Below are 18,030 nucleotides of genomic sequence, written 5' to 3'. Positions count from 1 at the left end.
AGCCGTCTTACATCAAAACACCCTGACTGCGCAGGTAGTCGTCATAGGTGCCGCTGAAGTCGATCACGCCGTCGGCGCTCAACTCGATGATGCGGGTGGCCAGGGACGATACGAACTCACGGTCGTGGCTGACGAAGATCAACGTGCCCGGATAGTTCTCCAGCGCCAGGTTCAGCGACTCGATGGATTCCATGTCCAAGTGGTTGGTCGGTTCGTCCATGATCAGCACGTTCGGCTTTTGCAGGATCAGCTTGCCGAACAGCATGCGGCCTTGCTCACCACCGGAGATGACCTTGACCGACTTGAGGATCTCGTCGTTGGAGAACAGCATACGGCCGAGGGTGCCGCGAACCAGTTGCTCGCCGCCCTGGGTCCACTGGCCCATCCAGTCGAACAGGTTGCAGTCATCTTCGAAGTCGTGAGCGTGGTCCTGGGCGTAATAGCCCAATTCCGCGGCGTCGGTCCACTTCACAGTACCGGCATCCGGAGTCAATTCGTTGACCAGGGTGCGCAGCAGGGTGGTTTTACCGATACCGTTCGGGCCGATGATCGCCACGCGCTCGCCGGCTTCAACCTGGAAGCTGAAGTCCTTGAACAGCGGCTTGCCGTCGAAGCCTTTAGCCATGCGCTCGACGATGACCGCCTGACGGTGCAGCTTCTTGGTCTGTTCGAAACGGATGAACGGGCTCACACGGCTCGAAGGCTTGACCTCGGCCAGCTGGATCTTGTCGATCGCCTTGGCGCGGGAAGTGGCCTGCTTGGCTTTCGAGGCGTTGGCCGAGAAGCGGCTGACGAACGATTGCAGTTCCGAGATCTGCGCTTTCTTCTTGGCGTTGTCCGACAGCAGTTGCTCGCGGGACTGGGTCGCTACGGTCATGTACTCGTCGTAGTTGCCCGGGAACAGGCGCAGCTCGCCGTAGTCCAGGTCAGCCATGTGGGTGCACACGCTGTTCAGGAAGTGACGGTCGTGGGAGATGATGATCATCAGGCTGGAGCGCTGGGTCAGAATGTTTTCCAGCCAGCGGATGGTGTTGATGTCCAGGTGGTTGGTCGGTTCGTCGAGCAACAGCACTTCAGGATCGGAGAACAGTGCCTGCGCCAACAATACGCGCAGTTTCCAGCCCGGGGACACTTCGCTCATCGGGCCAAAGTGCTGCTCAATGCCGATACCCAGGCCCAGCAACAGCTCGCCGGCACGGGATTCAGCGGTGTAGCCATCCATTTCGGCGAATTCGGTTTCCAGCTCGGCCACGGCCATGCCGTCTTCTTCGGTCATTTCCGGCAGCGAGTAGATGCGATCGCGCTCGGCCTTGACCTTCCACAGCTCTTCGTGACCCATGATCACGGTGTCGATCACGGTGAATTCTTCGTAGGCGAACTGGTCCTGACGCAATTTACCCAGACGCACGTTCGGCTCAAGCATGACCTGGCCGCCGGACGGCTCGAGGTCGCCACCGAGGATTTTCATGAAGGTCGACTTGCCGCAACCGTTGGCGCCGATCAGGCCGTAGCGGTTACCGGCGCCGAATTTGACCGAGACGTTTTCGAATAGCGGCTTGGCGCCGAACTGCATCGTGATGTTAGCTGTGGAGATCAATTACTTTACCTATCAATGGGTTGCGAGCTGCGCAATTGGCGCTTAGGCCATTCCTGGGGCGTTCTGGAGTTTCTTTCCATCTCTCCCCAGTCACCGCTAGAGTTCAACCAGCGCGCATAAGTCGAGAGCAGCATCTGGACGCTGTGTCCAAGCTGTTGGGCAATAAAGGCGGGATTCATGCCAGACATTGTGCATATTGTCGCATAAGTGTGACGGCAGTTGTACGGTGGGCGATAACGTGTCGCACGCTTCTTCAAGGTTCGGCGCTGGTTTATGCAGAACCGGGATCTGTCTGATGGTTTGGCTCATTCAGGGGGCGGGCACACGTAGGGGAACTCCTTGATCACACGTCGATGTTATTTTTGTTCAGCGTTGTGTTCGGGACACCGGGCGTGGCTCTGGGTAAAGTCAGCACCGCTTGCCCGGCCTGGTGTGTTTCAGATGGATTACTGAATGGCCAGCACTTGGTCAGGGTGGGCACCTATTCAGATTCGTCTCCCTTATGTCGCGCAGGGCGGTGCAGAGGGGTCTATTCTTCTTCGTCAGGGGCCGGGTTTCCGGGCGCGCTGGCGCTTCGTTGTCATCACCGCTGACCATCACCTGATCGATAGCGGGAGCGCAAATGGTCTCTCATCATGGATGGGATCAAAATGAAACTGATTTTGGTGATGCTTGTTGTTGGTCTGTTGGCTTGGAAGCTTTCCCCTGAACTACAGTCCTGGGCTGCGGCTCAACTATCGAATCCCAAACAAATCGCTACAGTCGTGACTGCGCCAAAGCCTGTTTCAGCTCCTTTCAAATGTGATGGACGCAAGTATTGTTCGCAGATGACCTCGTGTGCAGAGGCCAAGAACTTTCTGCAAAATTGCCCAGGAATGAAAATGGACGGCGACAACGACGCAATACCCTGTGAGTCGCAGTGGTGCCAATGACTATTTGCCGCTGAGCAACAGCAGTTGAAACTCTGGCTTTGCCGCACGCTGAACCGCGCGCGACAAACCGGTGACTGACCAGATCGAGACTCAGAGCAAGTAGCCAGTGGCTTGTCCGAGGTGGTTGTCCTGCCCTCCGGTGATGAGGTGCAGTGGAATGTGTTGTTGTTCATCAATGGATGGGATTTCAAAACTTCCCACTATTTGAAGGTGTCGCTCACTCAGCCCGGTCGACTCTTCTTCTTTTGCCTTAGCCATTCTCGCGTGGTTCGCTGCGATTTCATTGAGAGTTGACACGTTACATCTCCCGGTGACTGACCAAGCGTATCGCTGGAGTCCTAAACGTTAATTTAATTGCCGCCGCGTCAGAATTACGTCGCTCTGGGGCTGCTAGGTCCGGGCTTTGCAAAGCCTAAGCCAGACAGGGCCTCGTATTGAGTGTCGTGTTTACATATGCGACGGATGGTGGTATGGCAGGAGGCTACTATCGGGAGAGCGGTTCGCATTACGGCCGACCCGCGCTAACAATAACGTGGACACATTTTCACAGTTGAAGGTTAACTATTAATTACAAAGTATGGCTAAAATGCCATCTTTCGACCCTGTGCCGACCGTCGGCATGGCTCAAGAACGCGCCATTGGGACGCAGTTTGTTCACTTCTGACGTGTGACGATTTTCGTGAAACTTATTATTGCCGCTATTTATGTCATCTCCATCGCATATGTTCACTTGCGTGGAAAAGTGCGCCACAAATTAGGCCGCCAACTGAGCGACCACTCGACGTTTCTGGCGCCGATCAATTGCTTCCTTTATCTGTTCTCGAAAACACCCAATAAGCCTTATCTCAATCCGGCAGACTTTCCCGACTTGAGCCCTTTGCAGGCTCATTGGGAAGAGATTCGCGCCGAAGGCCAGAATCTGCTCAAGGCCGGGGAGATCAAGCGTTCGAATCAGTACGACGACGTTGGTTTCAACTCGTTTTTCAAAAGTGGCTGGAAACGTTTCTATCTGAAATGGTACGGCGACAGTCACCCATCGGCCGCAAAGCTCTGCCCGCGCACGACTGAGCTGGTGCAAAGCATCGGCTCGATCAAGGCCGCGATGTTTGCTGAATTGCCGCCGGGTTCGAAACTGGTGCGTCACCGCGATCCGTATGCCGGCTCCTACCGTTATCACTTGGGACTGGAAACGCCGAACAATGCCGGTTGCTACATCAACGTCGACGGTGAGAACTACCATTGGCGCGACGGCGAAGCGGTGATGTTCGATGAGACTTTCATTCATTACGCCGAAAACACCACCGCGCAGAACCGCATCATCCTGTTCTGTGACATTGAGCGGCCGATGAAGTATCGCTGGGCGGCGGCGTTCAACCGCTGGTTCAGCCGTACGGTGATGGCGGCGGCGGGGGCGCCGAACGATGCCGGCGACAAGGTCGGTGGTATCAACCGCTTGTTCGCCAAAATCTACAAGATTCGCCTGCGCGGCAAAGCGCTCAAGAAACGTAACCGCACTCGCTACTACCTGGAGAAGTGGGCGGTTTTTGGTGGGTTGCTGGTGATTTTTGTTTTGATCTGAATTTTGCGTTGTGGCGCATGACGCCATCGCGGGCAAGCCCGCTCCCGCAGTATCCACGCGCCCGCCGAACCTGTGGGAGCGGTCAGCCACGAGAATGCTTCGTGGCTTTTTTGTCTGTAGTCGTTTTGGCTTTTGCTGTCGTTTTACCGCCACCCTTGCCACCTAGGCTCCGCTTGAGCAGCTCGGTCAGATCGATAACATCGGCGGTTTTACGCACCTCTTCCCCTGTCGCCGTTTCGACATCTTCGATCTTGCCTTCATTCGCTTTCTTCTCGACCAGCGCCATTATCTTGTCTTCGAAGCTGTCGCGGTACTCCTCGGGCGTCCAGTCGGCACTCATGTCCTCCACCAGTCGTTTGGCCATCTCCAGCTCACCTTTGGCCAGATCCGGCTTGGTCACTTCACTGCCCAGTTCCAGTTGATCAAGGCTGCGCACTTCGGCGGGCCATCGCAGCATCACCAGCACCATGGCTGATTCCAGCGGCATGAGCGCCGCCAAGTGCTGGCGCGAATGCAACACAACGCGGGCCAGCGCGACCTTGTCGGTTTTGCTGAGGGTTTCGCGCAACAGCGCATAGACCTTGCCGCCGCGCTTGTCCGGCGCCAGGTAGTAGGGCGTGTCGATGTTTTGCAGAGGGATCTGCTTGCTGGCGACAAAGGCAAAAATATCGATGGTTTGGGTCGACACTGGATGGGCCGAACGAATCTCCTCTTCACTGAGCACCACGTAACGTCCCTTTTCGTACTCGACCCCTTTGACGATGTGCTCTTGGCTGACTTCCTTGCCGGTGACCTTGTTGATGCGCTTGTAGCCGACCGGGTCCATGCTGCGGCTGTCGAGCCAGTTGAAATCAATCCCGCGCGAAGACGTCGCCGAAACCAGCGCCACGGGGATGTGCACCAGACCGAAACTGATTGCGCCTTTCCAGATTGCCCGTGCCATCGTCGTGATCTCGTCGTTGATGTTCTGGTGACCTGTGGTCAAGGGCAAAAGTTTCAGTCGGCAGCGGCCCGGTCCTGCGGGCGGATCGGCGGTGCCGTTAACTCGTGTTACATCTTGTGGGGGAGGTTTCAGTTAACAAATTCGAACCCTGGGCGTAGCGTGGCTTCATTCATCCATGAAATGTGGCACGCTCATTTAGAGAGGTCCCCATGAACCGATGTGTGCTCGGCGTCATCGCGCTGGCATTGAGTGGCCTGCTAAGCCCTTTGGCTCTGGCAGACGCCGCATCGCCGTCCTCGTCCTTGCTGATGGCGCAGAACCTGCCGGGCAGCACCAATAACAATCCCTACAACAGCCCGATCCGTCGGGCCAATCCCAACAGCATGCAAGGCACCCAGCCAAGCATCCCGGTGATCCGCGGTCCAAACACGGTGCCTGTGCCACGACCCCCAACGCTCGATAACGGCGGTATCGGCAACCGCTATCCGCAAGATCGATCGGCTCCCAGCAGCCCACCGAAATTCATTCCCAATCCACCGCCCCGGGACTCGGGCCGCAACTACCGTTGAACGGCAGGACAGAAGTCTTGCCAGCCATTTTGACGACAAAAGGAATCGTGCATGTTGGGTAAAACCCTCTTGGCCACTTTCTGTGCCAGCGCGTTATTGACAGTCACGGCGCCCGTCTTCGCGGCGCCAACACAGGATTTTAAAAGCGAGCAGGGCACCGTTGAGCTCACGCCAATCGTTAAAGGCCTGGAGCACCCTTGGGCGCTGGCGTTTCTGCCCGACCGCCAAGGGATGCTGGTGACCGAGCGGCCCGGCAACCTGCGGGTGGTCAGCGCCGACGGCAAACTTTCGGGCCCGCTCAGTGGCGTGCCTCAGGTCTGGGCCAAGGGGCAAGGCGGGTTGCTCGATGTGGTGTTGTCGCCCGATTTCAAGCAAGACCGCATGGTCTATCTGTCTTACGCCGAAGGGGGCGGTGAAGGCGGCAAGGCCGGCACGGCGGTCGGTCGCGGACGGTTGTCGGAAGACCTGACGGCGATCAAGGATTTCAATGTGATCTTCCGTCAGGAGCCCAAACTCTCGGTCGGCAATCATTTCGGCTCGCGGCTGGTGTTCGACCGCGACGGTTATCTGTTCATCACCCTGGGCGAGAATAACGACCGGCCCACGGCGCAGGACCTCGACAAGCTCCAAGGCAAGGTCGTGCGGCTCTACCCGGATGGCAAGGTGCCGAAGGACAACCCCTTTGTCGGGCAAAAAGGCGTTCGCCCGGAAATCTGGTCCTACGGCCAACGCAACCCGCAAGGCGCGGCACTCAACCCCTGGAGCGGCACACTCTGGGAAAATGAGCACGGCCCCCGAGGCGGTGACGAGATCAACATCATCGAACGAGGCAAGAACTACGGCTGGCCGCTGGCAACCCACGGCATCAACTATTCCGGCCTGCCGATCCCGGAAGCCAAGGGCGAAACCGCCGAAGGCACCGTGGCCCCGCACCATGTCTGGGAAAAGTCCCCGGGCCTGAGCGGCATGGCCTTCTACGACGGCGATCGCTTCAAGGCCTGGCAGCACAACGTATTTATCGGGGCGCTGGTGAGTCAGGAACTGATTCGCCTGCAGTTCGAAGGCGACAAAGTCGTTCACGAAGAGCGGTTGCTCGGTGAACTCAATAAACGGATTCGCGATGTACGGCAGGGGCCGGATGGGTATTTGTATTTGCTGACCGATGAGGACGATGGTGTGTTGTACAAGGTTGGGTTGAAGTAAAACGCATAACCTGTGGCGAGGGAGCTTGCTCCCGCTGGGGTGCCAAGCGCCCCCCATGCAATCGACTGCTTCGCACTCGAACGGGAGCAAGCTCCCTCGCCACAGGTTTACTCACGCCGGTAGAGAATCACCGCAGCCCGCAGCTTGCCTCGTCCGAAACTGCACATTTTGTCGAATTCCCCATGGCTGACCGGCAAGTGCTGGCAGTCCATCGGCTGACGATGCTGGCTGTGATCCACATCCGGATCATGCAGGTAGACGAACTCTTCATCGCAATCGGTGACGATCACCCAGTGCGGCGCCTTGGAACGGGTCAGGCGATAGCTGCTGATCAATACCAGCGGCTGTCCACCATCGTGCAGTAACCGTGGCAGATCCAGTGGTCCGCCGATCATTCGTTCCACGTCGGTGGCTTGCAGCTGCGCCGTGAACTCCTCGTGTACCAGGCGCATTACATCCTTTTTATGAGCATCGCGCACACCGTCGAGAAACAGCGGCCCGGCCATGCTCAGTTGCAGCCGCACCCGAAAGCCACGCCGCCATGCTGCCAGCGCCAGACCTTGAGGGCTGCAGCCACCGTGACCAGACGTCATGAACACCGTGGTCGCCTCACGCCAGATTTGCAGTTCTTCGCCGCGCTCCAACGCTCGATCGTCTTGCAGCGCGCCCATGGCCATCAGCAGGCAGGCCGGGCCACAGGTGAACTCGGTGGTCTGCGGGTAGTAAGGCACCTTGATGTTGCGTGAATCGTGGTGGTGGAGGATACGTTTTTCCAATCGCAGCGCGTCGGCATGGTCTTGGTAATAGTCGTGAATCAGCGCGAAACGCCGGTAGCCGTTGCGCTCATACAGAGCAATCGCCGTCGGATTGTCGATACGCACTTCCAGCCTCAGGTAGGCGCAGTCATGCTCAACGGCGCAGGCCTCGACACGTTCGAGCAATTGCTTGCCCAGTCCACTGCCGCGAGCATCAAGGGCTATCGCAATCGAGTACAGGCGCGCCAATGAAGTGCCCCGGTGAAACAGCACCACCGCATAGCCCACTAATTGCTCGCCACGTTGGGCCACCAGCAGTTGCCCGTGAGCCCGACTAATCATCCATTGAAAACTGCGACTGTTGAGCCGGTCCGTGGTGAAACATTGCTGTTCGAGTGCCAGCAGTGCCGGTATGTCTTCAACTACCGCCAAGCGAAAAACAGGATTCATATGACCGCCGTAAAAGTTGCGTAACGAAACGGGACTTTCGAAAAAGTTCGTGCTTAATAGGAAAGGTCTTGTTCTTCAATGGATCAATCACTATGTCAGCGGTACAAGGTCATTGGCGCGAAGTATCTGAGCAAAAGTTGCCGACAGCAATAACTTCTGCAAATTATTTAAATGGCTCGATCAGAACTTCCAGCCAGTTGATGATCATCGTCGAACGCAAGGAAGACTGGGCCTCCTACTTTCCCAGTGAAGACATCGTCACTGCCCAGGAATACCTCGAACAGACCCGCGACAACGAGCAGGGCAAGCGGGTTCAGGTGATCAACCTGTGCCGCAGCTACAAGTACCTCGGGCACGGTTATTACTGCTCGCTGCTGGCCGAAGCGCGGGGGCACAAGGTTATTCCATCGGTGCGAACCATCAGCGAACTGACCCGTAAATCCCTGTATGGCCTGGCCCTGGATGATCTGGATAAAACCCTGGAAAAAGCCCTCAGCAATCACCTTTACAGCGATACCGAAGGGTTTACCCTGACACTGTACTTCGGCAAAACTTCTATCGAACCATTACAGGATCTGGCTCGACAGTTGTTCGAGGTTTTTCCTTGTCCGATATTGCTGGTTGAGTTTCGTCGAACTAACGGTTGGCATATCGAAGGTGTAAAGTTTGGTGCCTTGCATAAGTTGCGTGGAGATCAGGAAGATCAGTTCGCTCATGCGCTCGACAGTTTCAGTCGCAAGATCTGGCGCATGCCGCGCTCCAGGCGATTGGCCCGTTATGACCTGGCCATTCTGCACGATCCGCTAGAAGCATTACCGCCCTCTAATCCCAAGGCTTTGGACAACTTTGTCAGGGTCGGCAAGACACTAGGCATCGACGTCGAGCTGATTGAACGCAAGGACTACGCCCGAATCGCCGAATACGACGGGCTCCTGATCCGCGAGACAACGAGCGTCGACAACCACACCTACCGCTTCGCCAAAAAAGCCGAGAGCGAAGGTTTGGTGGTGATGGATGACCCGGCGTCGATCCTGCGCTGCACCAACAAGGTGTACCTGACTGATTTGCTCAAAAGCCATCAGCTGGGTATGCCCGCCACTGAAATCCTCTACAAGGAACGACCGGAAGATTTCGAGCGGGTAGGCGAGCGTCTGGGGTTTCCACTGGTGCTGAAGATACCCGACGGTTGTTTCTCAAAGGGCGTTATCAAGGTTGAAAGCCAGCAAGCCTTGCTTGAAGCCACCGCCGAACTGTTCGAACACTCGGTATTGCTGCTGGCCCAGGAATTCTTCTACACCGAATACGACTGGCGCATTGGCGTGCTCAACCGCAAACCAATCTTTGCCTGCCAGTACTTTATGTCCAAGGGCCATTGGCAGATCTACAACCACAAAGCCAAAGGCCAGGACATCAACGGCGAATGCCGCACCCTGGCGGTTCACGAAGCGCCGCGAGCGGTGGTTGAACTGGCGGTAAAAACCGCGAATCTCATTGGCGACGGCCTCTACGGCGTTGACCTGAAACAGTCCGGCGACAAAGTGGTGGTGATCGAAGTCAACGACAACCCGAACATGGACGCAGGCATCGAAGACGCCTACTTGCAGGACGATTTGTATTCCTTGGTGCTGGAAGAGTTTGTCCGTCGGCTGGAGCTCAAACGCCGCGGCCAAGCCTGGTGAGCGGCCGATGATCAAGAGTTTTGAGCTGAGCCACGGCGCCCTGCACGCGATTGAGCGGCTAGACGCCGACGTGATGCTATTCAGTAACCCCGACGCGGCCGAACGGGATCTGTTGCACAGCCATTTCAAACTCGACGAACACGCTCTGGCCTCAGCCCTGGACCCCGACGAGGTGTCGCGCATCGAGTTCCACCCCGACAACCTGTTCCTGATCTGGAAGCGCCCGGAAAACTACTCCGGTGGCGGCAGCCTGGCCTTCGAAGTGTCGTCCTGCGGCTTGCTGTTTTCCCCGGGGCGTCTGCTGGTGATCGCCACCGACGACTCGCCGCTCAGCGGCCTCGGCACGCGGCAGTCACTGAACACGCCACTGGATGTGTTGCTCGACCTGTTGTTCAACAACATTCACCACTATCTGGGGCACCTCAAGGTGATCAAGATGGTTGCCCGGGAGTTGCAACAAAAATTCAATGCCTCGATGCAGAACCAGCACCTGATTCAGATGTTCAACCTCAGCGAAAGCCTGATCTATTACATCAACGCTATTCACAGCAACGGCGCGGTCCTGACCCGGCTGCGTAATCATGCGGCGAAGGAACACTTCAGCGCTGAAGCCATTGGTTTGATCGACGACCTGATTATCGAAAACAACCAGTGCTACAAACAGGCGGAAATCTACTCCACGGTGTTTTCCGGGCTGATCGATGCGCGGGGCAACCTGATGAACAACAGTATGAACAACCTGCTGCGCAAACTGACGTTGATCAACGTGGTGTTTCTGCCGTTGAACCTGATTGCGAGCATTGGCGGTATGTCCGAGTTCAGCATGATGACCGCCGGCACGCCGTGGTGGCTTTCCTATCCGTTGTTTCTGACGGCGATGATGCTCGGGGCGGGGGGGATGGTGATTGGCCTCAAGCGCCTGGCGAAGTGATTCCGGCGGCTGTCAGATCGCCTTCGCGAGCGGGCTTGCTCGCGAAAGCCATCGAAAAATCACAACAATCCTGAATCATGCTTGTTGAGTGGTATCGATGGAGTTTTCCCACTTTGAAGCCCCCGCACCACCAGATACAACAACGGCCCGACAGACACAAAAATCGCCGTCACCAACAGATAGGGAACCACTGACAATCCCGACTGCCCACGCTTGCGCGCATCCTGGTACATCCAGATACCGGCAAGGGTCGCCAATAGGTATAGATCGATCACCACCTGCGCGGTATCCGGCCGCGACATCAGGCTGATGCCGAAGTCGAGCAACGACTGCTCGGCTTGTAGCATTACTGAAATGGTGTAGCCGGCGAAAACGATCAGGGCGATGAGGGGCAGGGCGACAGACTTCATGGTTTCCTTCCTTGGGACAATGAGCAGAATCGCCAGCCTACAGCGACCCTCGAAAATTGGCCATTGACTTGCCATTAGCGTCCGGCTAATTTCCAGCCATGACTTCCACCGTATTGCGCTGCCAGCCAAGCATTATTACCGCCATTCCTTATTTGGCGGGCTAGCTCACGACTGCAGCACCCAACCCGCCCTAGAGGCGGGTTTTTACTTTCTGTCTCTGGGCTCCGATCAAAGTCAGGAGACGACCATGAACAGCACCCCCGCCCAGCAGAGCTTGCTAGAGCACTACGTGAAAAAGATCCTCGCCGCGCCGGTTTACGAACTCGCCGTGCGCACGCCGTTGCAAACCGCACCGGCCTTGTCCGAGGCGTTGGGCAATCAGATCCTGCTCAAGCGCGAAGACTTGCAACCGACGTTTTCCTTCAAGATCCGCGGTGCCTACAACAAACTGGTGAACCTGAGCGACGAACAGAAAGCCCGTGGCGTGATCACGGCCTCGGCGGGCAACCATGCCCAAGGCGTAGCATTGGCGGCCCGCGAGTTGGGTATCGCCGCAACCATCGTCATGCCCTGCACGACGCCGGAATTGAAGGTGACGGGTGTCCGCAGCCGAGGCGCCAATGCGGTGTTGCACGGCGAGAGTTTTCCGTTTGCCCTGGAGTACGCACTGAGCCTGGCAAGGCAAACCGGTCGCACCTTTGTCTCGCCCTTCGATGACCCGGACGTGATCGCGGGGCAGGGCACCGTCGCCATGGAAATCCTTCGCCAGCACCAAGGGGCGCTAGACGCGATTTTCATTCCGGTGGGCGGTGGTGGCTTGATCGCCGGCATTGCCGCGTACGTCAAATACCTGCGCCCTGAAGTCCGCATCATCGGCGTCGAGTCGGAACATTCCGCCTGCTTGCAGGCTGCATTACAGGCTGGCGAACGGGTTGTGCTGCCAACCGTCGGCACCTTCGCCGATGGCGTGGCCGTTGCAGAGATTGGTGCCTATGGTTTTGAGGTCTGCCGGTTTTGTGTCGATGAGGTGATGACCGTCAGCAACGACGAACTCTGCGCCGCCATCAAGAATATCTACGACGATACCCGCTCGATCACCGAGCCTTCCGGCGCCTTGGCCGTGGCCGGGATCAAACAGTACGTGGCACGAACCGGCGCCAAGGGTCAGACCCTGGTGGCCATCGATTCGGGAGCGAACATCAATTTCGACAGTTTGCGACATGTGGCCGAGCGCGCCGCGTTGAGCGGCGTGTCGGCGTGAGGGACAGGCCGTTTACTCCTGAACGGCTTTCTCGACATGGCTCGACGCCGACCAGATCCGGTAGCGCACTTCGACGTCCTTGGGCACGTAGAGCACGATCGGCAACTTGCTGTTGTAACGCAGCCTGAAACCGTCACCGACCACCGGCACGAAGTCCTTTTTGCTCTTGCCATCCGGGCAGGCCATCATCGTGCTCATCGGGCCGGTGACTTTTTCCAGTCGGTAAAACGGGTAGCCCCAGCCCTCAAGGTTCTTTTCCTCAAGCATGCCGCCCAGGCGCTGACGGTTGCAGTCGACGGTCAGGGTCTTGCCGGCCAGGATTTCGACCTGATAGCCGTCTTCTTGTTTTTGCGGGGTGAGATGAATGACCTGGCGGGTAAAACCGTTCTCCGGCTTGGGGTATGGAGCGACATCTTCGAGGGTTGCGGCGTGGGTTACGGACGACAGAATGGCAACTATCAGCCCGGCGGTCGTGTTAAGCGGCAAAGCACCCATGATGCCTCCTTGCGTGTGTGTGGGGTCAGCGGATACTAATTGGATGGGCCGCATTCTTACTGCCGTCCTCGCCCAATGCAAACCCGCCATCGGGGTGTTTGCAAAATGCAGGGCTTGAAACAGTCCTTTCTTGCATATTGCACGACTCGCTTTATTGCCACCCCCGCCCAACCCTTGATTTGCCGACGAGTCGCAGGGCGAAATTCTGGGCATGTTTTATGCTGAAGCTGTCTTGAGTTGACCACGGTCTCGTTGAGTCGGCGCTGAAACAAAAAAACGGTCGGACGTTGGAACGATGAAGCCCGCCAGGAAGAAAAGAACGGGTGATCTGAGCTCCGACCGACATTGATTCTTGATTGGCAATCTCACAATACCGAGAGGGTGGCCATGTTTCTTTCTGCCTTGGAACTACGCAATATCGTTGAAAGCAGTTTTCTCTCGCCGAAGCGCTGCCAATGCACGCTGTCGCCGGACCTGTCGATGACCGTCAAAGTGTATTCGGACAACGAGACTGACCATCTCGACCTGTGCGTCACCGGTATAGACGCCCATCGCCTCAACGGGTGTCGGGAGATCAATAATCTGATCGCCGAGTTACGCACCGACCTTGAGCACAACAGCCATGGCCAGTTGTTCAGCGCTAAGTCGAAAGCCCATTAACCGGCCGTTTCACCCAGTTCGACCGACACGCGCCGGGTCTGGATAAACCCCAGGCCCAGCGCCAATTCCACCAGGATCGCCAGCAAAATACCCGGCCCGGCATGACCATTGAGCCATTCGCCGAAGCCCAGTGCTGCCAAACCGAAACACCCCACCATAAAGCCGCTGCACATCGCGCTTCGCGCCGCCGAGGGCGGTGCCTGCCGCACGAAATAAAACATCACCCCCAATGCGCCGAACAGCACCGCACTGCGCCTGGCGATAAAGCCCGCCGCTGACGAATACTCGATACTCCAGATTGCCAACAACCCTTGCGGCATCAAACCCCAGACCAGTGCCAGCAGAAAACAAAGCGCGGCGGTGAACGTCGACAGAGTGCGAAATGAGAACTGCATGGCAAATCCGTTCGGCAGTGAGGGAGACGCCAAAGCATAGCGTCAGAACCCTCACTGGCCTACTGCCAAGCACCGAATCAGAATCTTCTGTCAGTTCTGATAACTGCACGCGTCAGAAAGTTTTAGGTAGGTGATTGCCGCAGGCTTGCCCGAGGCGCTATCGATGTACTTCATCTCAGCGGTGACCACCTTGCAGTCCAATGTCGACGGTTCGATCATGGAAATGACCTTGCCCACATGCAGCGGCATGCCGTAGTGGTAGGGCACGGCCTGGGAGGACGACGTATCGTTGGCCTGAGCGAAACCTGCGAGCGCGGTGCAGGCGAGGGCGGTGGTCATCAGTAGTGTTCGCATGTTCATGATGGGTCTCCAGTGCAGAGGAAGTCAGTTCGACTGAAGAACGTCGAACCTGCCGCACTGGGCGTCAGAGGTAGCTGAGGGCGTGCGGTCCATTAAAGTTTGGACCGTGGAGTTAAGCGATGGTTAACTGCGTGAATGCCGTTTGTCGTGAGGCGTTTTCTGTCAGAGGTTTCATTTAGGTAAAAAAGCTGCGGGAGCTTCGGCCCGTTCCTACAAGTTAGGGCGCTTTGTCGCCTTTCGCCGGCCGGCTGCCAGCGGTTATTGTTTGGCTTCGCTGCAAAATCAGCGAACAGGTTTGGTCACCTGACTAACACTGCACATATATGTGCCATCATTCGCTCTGCGGACTTCTACGTCTCGTAGTGCGTTGTAATGGTGGCTGTGTGCAGGACGCTTTCGGGCGAGCCGTTTTGAGTGTTAGCGGTTGACCAAGCCTGTACGCAGCCGCCTCCCATCGTTTGGTCACGGTGCTGGCGATTACTAATTAATACTTGAGTAATTACTATGCCAACGATAAATCCGTTCCCCGAACGCTACCGTTCAATCAAAAGCAGTGTCACCGACTCAAATCCTTTGGTGATCGACACAGAAGCCAATCCCCAAGATATTCTCGAAGCCGCGTTGCAGCGCATCCGAGCCTCCAGCCAGTTACTTGAAACACTCCACTGCCAATGCTTCAAGCACGGCGATGTTCAGGACATTCCGCACATTACCCATGCGCTTTATCTGCTGACGCAGGATGGTTACGACCTGCTGCAGGTCGCGCAGCAGCGGATGATGGGCTGGAAAGCGCCGGTCTGACGCCACAGCATGACAAACAAGCCAGTCTCTTATGAAGGCTGGCTTGTTTGCGGGACGCACTGAAAACTAAGCCGTCCTCAGTTCACTGCCACTCGCTTGAGGAATCATTGCGAGCTGAACCTCGACAGTGTTTTCTTTTTTCGCCATCCAGCGATCGACGTTGATTTTATGTTCCGGCGCCTGGGCGGCAGAGCCGTAAATGTCTTCGGGCGTCAGTTTAAGGAAGCTCAAGGCGTGCAGCCGTTGCCGGGCTGTATTCAACCGACCTATTTCCGCTCTCAGTAAACTCGCTTCTCGCTGGTTTGCCTGACGGTCGTATTGGAAGGCGTTGTTCAGTTCAACTTCCTTTGCCTTCAAACGGTCCTGCATCTCTTGCAATTGGTAGTAGACCTGATCGTACTCAGTCTTGGTCACCACCGTGGTTCCGCTTTCCTGGGTTTGCTGCCAGCGGCGCAATGTTGCCCAGGCGTACGGAATGTACGAGGGCACCATGTAGTGATCACTCATGTGGAACAGTTGCTGCACAAAAGCGGCACGGTCGGGTAAGTCTCCAAACTTCTTCAATGCTTTGGTACAGGCGGCCTCTTCGATGGAATCGCAACCTGGATCCCAGAGAACGGCGGATTGCTCACGTCCTTTAAAGTGGACGGGCATGAAGTGGTGCAAATTGCCGTGGTGCTCGTATGGCGCGCCGCCGGTTCGCGACAGGCCTACAGCGAAAATCAGAGCGCCTAACGGGGCGGTGACAAAACTGATGATTACACCGGGCACCCAGATACGTTTACGAGTGTTCATCCATGGCGCGGGAACACTTGGGATCGGGTCGTTATTGTTGACCATTCGGTGATGGGCCAGTTCTGCGGCGCCGTTGACGAAGTCGGCGTCGCCGGCTCTTGGGGAGCCGTAGGTGTAAAGCAATATGTCGTACGCATTTGGACTACGTCGTAACGCTTCTGCGAGCAATGTCGCGATTGCCCCGCCCAGGCTATGCCCGCAAATAATGATTTTTTGCCCCGTGTGGAACTGGTCGAGGTAAACCTGAACAAATTTACTCATCGCCTTATAGGCCTTGTAGAAGCCTTGGTGCGTTTTACCTACACCCTCTTCAAATGGAACTTGCTCTGCATCGGTGTCTCGCACAAAGTCCACGAGTTCTTTCGTTCCACGGACGGAAATCAGAATGACTTCGTCATGGTGGGTTATGAAAGCCTGAGTATTACTACCACCTTTTACTTGGCCATCATCAAAGAAATGCCATTTTGCAGGCCATTCCTGCTCTTCGCCTAATTCAGGTTTGTTTTTTTCGTAGAGCGTCGGATCAAACGGCAGGACTTCGAAACGCTTCGAGTAGGGCACATCTTCATAAAGCGGGTAGTAAGGGATCGTCTGGGCTGAATTGATTTTCCAGATTTCTTTGAAACTAGCCAGTCCATTTCCAAACAAGTATCCGACGCTCGGATCGAGAGGTAATTTGACAGTGTCGGTTGGCTGTTCGGCCGGTTCTTGACCAAAGTCGCAGTAGCTAAGACTGGCAAACAAAGAAAGCTGATACAAATTCAAGGCGCTGAATTTATTGTCTTTTGAAAGCATAGGGCGATAAGAGCGTAACGGGCGAATTTCAAGAGCAGTGTGCTTGTTCGGAAGTAAGACAACTCCCCATAGGTCCATTTTTTCTTGGCCGAATCCAAGGTCGCCCATTAAATTTAGAAGATTATGATTCGGTGGGTATTTGCTTTTTGATTCAGGAGGAAGATGGGTGTGTTTTTGAACTAAGTGTTTAACTTCGATGTGAAAAAAATGGTCGGCTTTCGCTTTTGCAGGATTATTTTCAACCCGTAGACCATCCTTGCGGATGAAACGGGTTGTTTCGGCTCGCACCTGTAATTCGGTGATTTTTAGAGGGTAGCTCGGCCGTGTCATTAGAGATTTATAGAACTTGTCGTCTCCTTTGTAGGTGCTATCCACTGTGAGAATGACGGGGCCTTCGTAATTGTCGCAAACCTTGGCGAAACCTTCAGAATCTAAAATCCCTTCATGAGACTGCTCGGTACTATCAACAAGTTTGTAGGCTAAGCCGGCATAGGGTTTACCATCCCCTGACTCATCCACTAGTTGAAAACTAACCCAAGTGCCTCTGAGCGGGCAGGCTTGTTTAGTATCAGTCAGTAGCGGTTGTACTGGTTTCTTTGCTGGCATGTGTGAATTTCCTTATTCGTTGCAAGCCGGATAGACGGTGCAGTCACGTCCATCTGGCATTTTGAAGGGTTTAAAGTCAGTTTTATTGTCTCCGCAGAACGCATAAGGGTCCTCAAGGCTGTCACCCATGCAACGCTTCCAGCCAGACGGGAACTTCACCCAATTATCACCTACGGCCGGCCTTTCTTCGCTTGAAATAGCGAAGACTACTTTAACCGTCTTCCCTACCAATTGAGCACGTTGCAGCGGACCTTTTGCAACTGCGCCACTTTCCTGTTCAGGTGTTGCCACAGATTTACATTTCAAAATTTTAGCTATGTAACGATTGGGTCCTACTGTACGAAACAACCATTCGCACTGTTTCTGTAGTGTCGTGGGTGAAGGAGGATTGAGACTGTCTGCAACTCCATCCTGAAACGAAATCCCCGCGTAATCCCTACCTAAATTGAGGCGGGCAGCTCCGTACTTTGCGTCGACCTCATATCCGAAACTTTTAAGTACCAAAGGGCAGCCTCCTTCGTTACTTGTCAGTGGGACTTCGAAATGTGCCGTCTGCGCTTCGTTATTAAGTTCTTGCTCAAAAAATTTTTTGCCAGGGTAGTTTCTCCCATTGCGAGGCGGGATCGTACAAGTCTCTCCCATTCTAGGCACATAAGACGCTTCGCCTTTAATGCTGAATCCGGGTGGCAGTTCAGTTACCAGCGTGAAGCTATCCTGTTGCGCGACTGAGCATCCTGTAGCCCCGAGTACCCCTAACCCGATGGCAGCAGCTCGAACAAGTCCAGTGAAAAAGTCTCGAGAAAACATTTTATTG

Annotated in this window: 18 protein-coding genes and 2 pseudogenes; 9 read left to right on the top strand and 11 right to left on the bottom strand. The window is 55.7% G+C overall.

The genetic code is table 11. The features are described from left to right. Positions 1–7 precede the first annotated feature (7 nt). Positions 8–1,597 carry an ABC-F family ATPase gene (locus PSH65_RS17090; RefSeq protein ID WP_305421422.1) on the bottom strand — a complete coding sequence of 530 codons (1,590 nt, stop codon included), beginning with the start codon at positions 1,595–1,597 and terminating at the stop codon, positions 8–10. Between the two features lie 5 nt (positions 1,598–1,602). Continuing rightward, positions 1,603–1,941 (bottom strand): annotated as a pseudogene (locus PSH65_RS17085) (hypothetical protein); the annotation flags it as partial. Between the two features lie 306 nt (positions 1,942–2,247). Here PSH65_RS17085 and PSH65_RS17080 point away from each other — a divergent pair. After that, positions 2,248–2,529 (top strand): excalibur calcium-binding domain-containing protein, encoded by a 282-nt coding sequence (locus PSH65_RS17080; RefSeq protein ID WP_305421421.1) that lies wholly within the window; start codon positions 2,248–2,250, stop codon positions 2,527–2,529. A gap of 90 nt (positions 2,530–2,619) precedes the next feature. Here the strand turns inward: PSH65_RS17080 and PSH65_RS17075 are convergent, their stop codons facing one another. Next, a complete protein-coding gene (locus PSH65_RS17075) occupies positions 2,620–2,826 on the bottom strand; it encodes a hypothetical protein (RefSeq protein ID WP_095054913.1) in 207 nt (68 codons plus the stop codon). Between the two features lie 382 nt (positions 2,827–3,208). On the opposite strand from PSH65_RS17075, the gene lpxO reads away from it, so the two are divergent. Beyond that, the gene (lpxO, locus tag PSH65_RS17070) at positions 3,209–4,108 is read left to right on the top strand and encodes a lipid A hydroxylase LpxO (protein WP_305421420.1); all 900 of its coding nucleotides are present in this window, start codon (positions 3,209–3,211) and stop codon (positions 4,106–4,108) included. 82 nt (positions 4,109–4,190) lie between these two features. Here lpxO and PSH65_RS17065 read toward each other — a convergent pair whose 3' ends face one another. After that, complete coding sequence (locus PSH65_RS17065) at positions 4,191–5,051, bottom strand: Ku protein (RefSeq protein WP_305427006.1); 861 nt, start codon at positions 5,049–5,051, stop codon at positions 4,191–4,193. A gap of 209 nt (positions 5,052–5,260) precedes the next feature. On the opposite strand from PSH65_RS17065, the gene PSH65_RS17060 reads away from it, so the two are divergent. Both PSH65_RS17060 and PSH65_RS17055 read left to right on the top strand, forming a co-directional pair. Then, on the top strand, positions 5,261–5,620 hold the full coding sequence (locus PSH65_RS17060; protein WP_305421419.1) for a hypothetical protein: 360 nt from the start codon (positions 5,261–5,263) through the stop codon (positions 5,618–5,620). Between the two features lie 51 nt (positions 5,621–5,671). Continuing rightward, the gene (locus tag PSH65_RS17055; protein WP_305421418.1) at positions 5,672–6,823 is read left to right on the top strand and encodes a PQQ-dependent sugar dehydrogenase; all 1,152 of its coding nucleotides are present in this window, start codon (positions 5,672–5,674) and stop codon (positions 6,821–6,823) included. Between the two features lie 107 nt (positions 6,824–6,930). Here the strand turns inward: PSH65_RS17055 and rimI are convergent, their stop codons facing one another. Then, positions 6,931–8,028: a ribosomal protein S18-alanine N-acetyltransferase gene (gene rimI / locus PSH65_RS17050; RefSeq protein WP_305421417.1), complete on the bottom strand. Its 1,098-nt coding sequence runs from the start codon at positions 8,026–8,028 to the stop codon at positions 6,931–6,933. Between the two features lie 200 nt (positions 8,029–8,228). Here rimI and PSH65_RS17045 point away from each other — a divergent pair, with 200 nt between their 5' ends. Together PSH65_RS17045 and PSH65_RS17040 are read left to right on the top strand one after the other, a co-directional pair. Next, positions 8,229–9,707: a RimK family protein gene (locus PSH65_RS17045; protein ID WP_305421416.1), complete on the top strand. Its 1,479-nt coding sequence runs from the start codon at positions 8,229–8,231 to the stop codon at positions 9,705–9,707. A gap of 7 nt (positions 9,708–9,714) precedes the next feature. Next, the gene (locus tag PSH65_RS17040) at positions 9,715–10,638 is read left to right on the top strand and encodes a magnesium transporter CorA family protein (protein WP_305421415.1); all 924 of its coding nucleotides are present in this window, start codon (positions 9,715–9,717) and stop codon (positions 10,636–10,638) included. Positions 10,639–10,697: 59 nt separating this feature from the next. Here PSH65_RS17040 and PSH65_RS17035 read toward each other — a convergent pair whose 3' ends face one another. Beyond that, a complete protein-coding gene (locus PSH65_RS17035) occupies positions 10,698–11,048 on the bottom strand; it encodes a DUF2834 domain-containing protein (protein WP_305421414.1) in 351 nt (116 codons plus the stop codon). 247 nt (positions 11,049–11,295) lie between these two features. On the opposite strand from PSH65_RS17035, the pseudogene ilvA reads away from it, so the two are divergent. Continuing rightward, a pseudogene (gene ilvA, locus PSH65_RS17030) lies at positions 11,296–12,291 on the top strand (threonine ammonia-lyase, biosynthetic); the annotation flags it as partial. A 30-nt stretch (positions 12,292–12,321) separates the two neighbouring features. On the opposite strand, the gene eco reads toward ilvA, so the two are convergent. Then, entirely contained in the window at positions 12,322–12,804 is a 483-nt protein-coding gene (eco, locus tag PSH65_RS17025) for a serine protease inhibitor ecotin (RefSeq protein WP_305421412.1), read from the bottom strand. A gap of 387 nt (positions 12,805–13,191) precedes the next feature. On the opposite strand from eco, the gene PSH65_RS17020 reads away from it, so the two are divergent. Then, positions 13,192–13,464, top strand: a complete 273-nt coding sequence (locus PSH65_RS17020) for a DUF1652 domain-containing protein (RefSeq protein WP_305421411.1) — start codon at positions 13,192–13,194, stop codon at positions 13,462–13,464. Here PSH65_RS17020 and PSH65_RS17015 read toward each other — a convergent pair. Both PSH65_RS17015 and PSH65_RS17010 read right to left on the bottom strand, forming a co-directional pair. Continuing rightward, on the bottom strand, positions 13,461–13,859 hold the full coding sequence (locus tag PSH65_RS17015; protein ID WP_305421410.1) for a hypothetical protein: 399 nt from the start codon (positions 13,857–13,859) through the stop codon (positions 13,461–13,463). The genes PSH65_RS17020 and PSH65_RS17015 overlap by 4 nt on opposite strands. A 90-nt stretch (positions 13,860–13,949) precedes the next feature. After that, positions 13,950–14,219: a DUF2790 domain-containing protein gene (locus tag PSH65_RS17010; RefSeq protein WP_305421409.1), complete on the bottom strand. Its 270-nt coding sequence runs from the start codon at positions 14,217–14,219 to the stop codon at positions 13,950–13,952. A 504-nt stretch (positions 14,220–14,723) separates the two neighbouring features. Here PSH65_RS17010 and PSH65_RS17005 point away from each other — a divergent pair. Beyond that, the gene (locus PSH65_RS17005; protein ID WP_305421408.1) at positions 14,724–15,020 is read left to right on the top strand and encodes a hypothetical protein; all 297 of its coding nucleotides are present in this window, start codon (positions 14,724–14,726) and stop codon (positions 15,018–15,020) included. 66 nt (positions 15,021–15,086) lie between these two features. Here the strand turns inward: PSH65_RS17005 and PSH65_RS17000 are convergent, their stop codons facing one another. Together PSH65_RS17000 and PSH65_RS16995 are read right to left on the bottom strand one after the other, a co-directional pair. Next, on the bottom strand, positions 15,087–17,216 hold the full coding sequence (locus PSH65_RS17000; RefSeq protein WP_305421407.1) for a lipase family protein: 2,130 nt from the start codon (positions 17,214–17,216) through the stop codon (positions 15,087–15,089). A 12-nt stretch (positions 17,217–17,228) separates the two neighbouring features. Then, positions 17,229–18,023, bottom strand: a complete 795-nt coding sequence (locus tag PSH65_RS16995) for a hypothetical protein (protein WP_305421406.1) — start codon at positions 18,021–18,023, stop codon at positions 17,229–17,231. Positions 18,024–18,030: the final 7 nt, after the last annotated feature.

Origin of the sequence: Pseudomonas sp. FP603 (assembly GCF_030687415.1) — a bacterium.
GTDB classification, from domain to species: domain Bacteria; phylum Pseudomonadota; class Gammaproteobacteria; order Pseudomonadales; family Pseudomonadaceae; genus Aquipseudomonas; species Aquipseudomonas wuhanensis.
Note: the sequence above shows the minus strand (reverse complement) of the source record. Positions and strands in the feature narration are given on the sequence as shown.

Coding starts and splice junctions, on each gene's coding strand:
- PSH65_RS17035 (WP_305421414.1), bottom strand. CDS start 11,048: ATGAAGTCTGTCGCCCTGCCCCTCATCGCCCTGATCGTTTTCGCCGGC.
- PSH65_RS17080 (WP_305421421.1), top strand. CDS start 2,248: ATGAAACTGATTTTGGTGATGCTTGTTGTTGGTCTGTTGGCTTGGAAG.
- PSH65_RS17040 (WP_305421415.1), top strand. CDS start 9,715: ATGATCAAGAGTTTTGAGCTGAGCCACGGCGCCCTGCACGCGATTGAG.
- PSH65_RS17000 (WP_305421407.1), bottom strand. CDS start 17,216: ATGCCAGCAAAGAAACCAGTACAACCGCTACTGACTGATACTAAACAA.
- PSH65_RS17010 (WP_305421409.1), bottom strand. CDS start 14,219: ATGAACATGCGAACACTACTGATGACCACCGCCCTCGCCTGCACCGCG.
- PSH65_RS17045 (WP_305421416.1), top strand. CDS start 8,229: ATGATCATCGTCGAACGCAAGGAAGACTGGGCCTCCTACTTTCCCAGT.
- PSH65_RS17020 (WP_305421411.1), top strand. CDS start 13,192: ATGTTTCTTTCTGCCTTGGAACTACGCAATATCGTTGAAAGCAGTTTT.
- PSH65_RS17065 (WP_305427006.1), bottom strand. CDS start 5,051: ATGGCACGGGCAATCTGGAAAGGCGCAATCAGTTTCGGTCTGGTGCAC.
- PSH65_RS17055 (WP_305421418.1), top strand. CDS start 5,672: ATGTTGGGTAAAACCCTCTTGGCCACTTTCTGTGCCAGCGCGTTATTG.
- PSH65_RS17015 (WP_305421410.1), bottom strand. CDS start 13,859: ATGCAGTTCTCATTTCGCACTCTGTCGACGTTCACCGCCGCGCTTTGT.
- PSH65_RS17060 (WP_305421419.1), top strand. CDS start 5,261: ATGAACCGATGTGTGCTCGGCGTCATCGCGCTGGCATTGAGTGGCCTG.
- eco (WP_305421412.1), bottom strand. CDS start 12,804: ATGGGTGCTTTGCCGCTTAACACGACCGCCGGGCTGATAGTTGCCATT.
- PSH65_RS16995 (WP_305421406.1), bottom strand. CDS start 18,023: ATGTTTTCTCGAGACTTTTTCACTGGACTTGTTCGAGCTGCTGCCATC.
- PSH65_RS17005 (WP_305421408.1), top strand. CDS start 14,724: ATGCCAACGATAAATCCGTTCCCCGAACGCTACCGTTCAATCAAAAGC.
- rimI (WP_305421417.1), bottom strand. CDS start 8,028: ATGAATCCTGTTTTTCGCTTGGCGGTAGTTGAAGACATACCGGCACTG.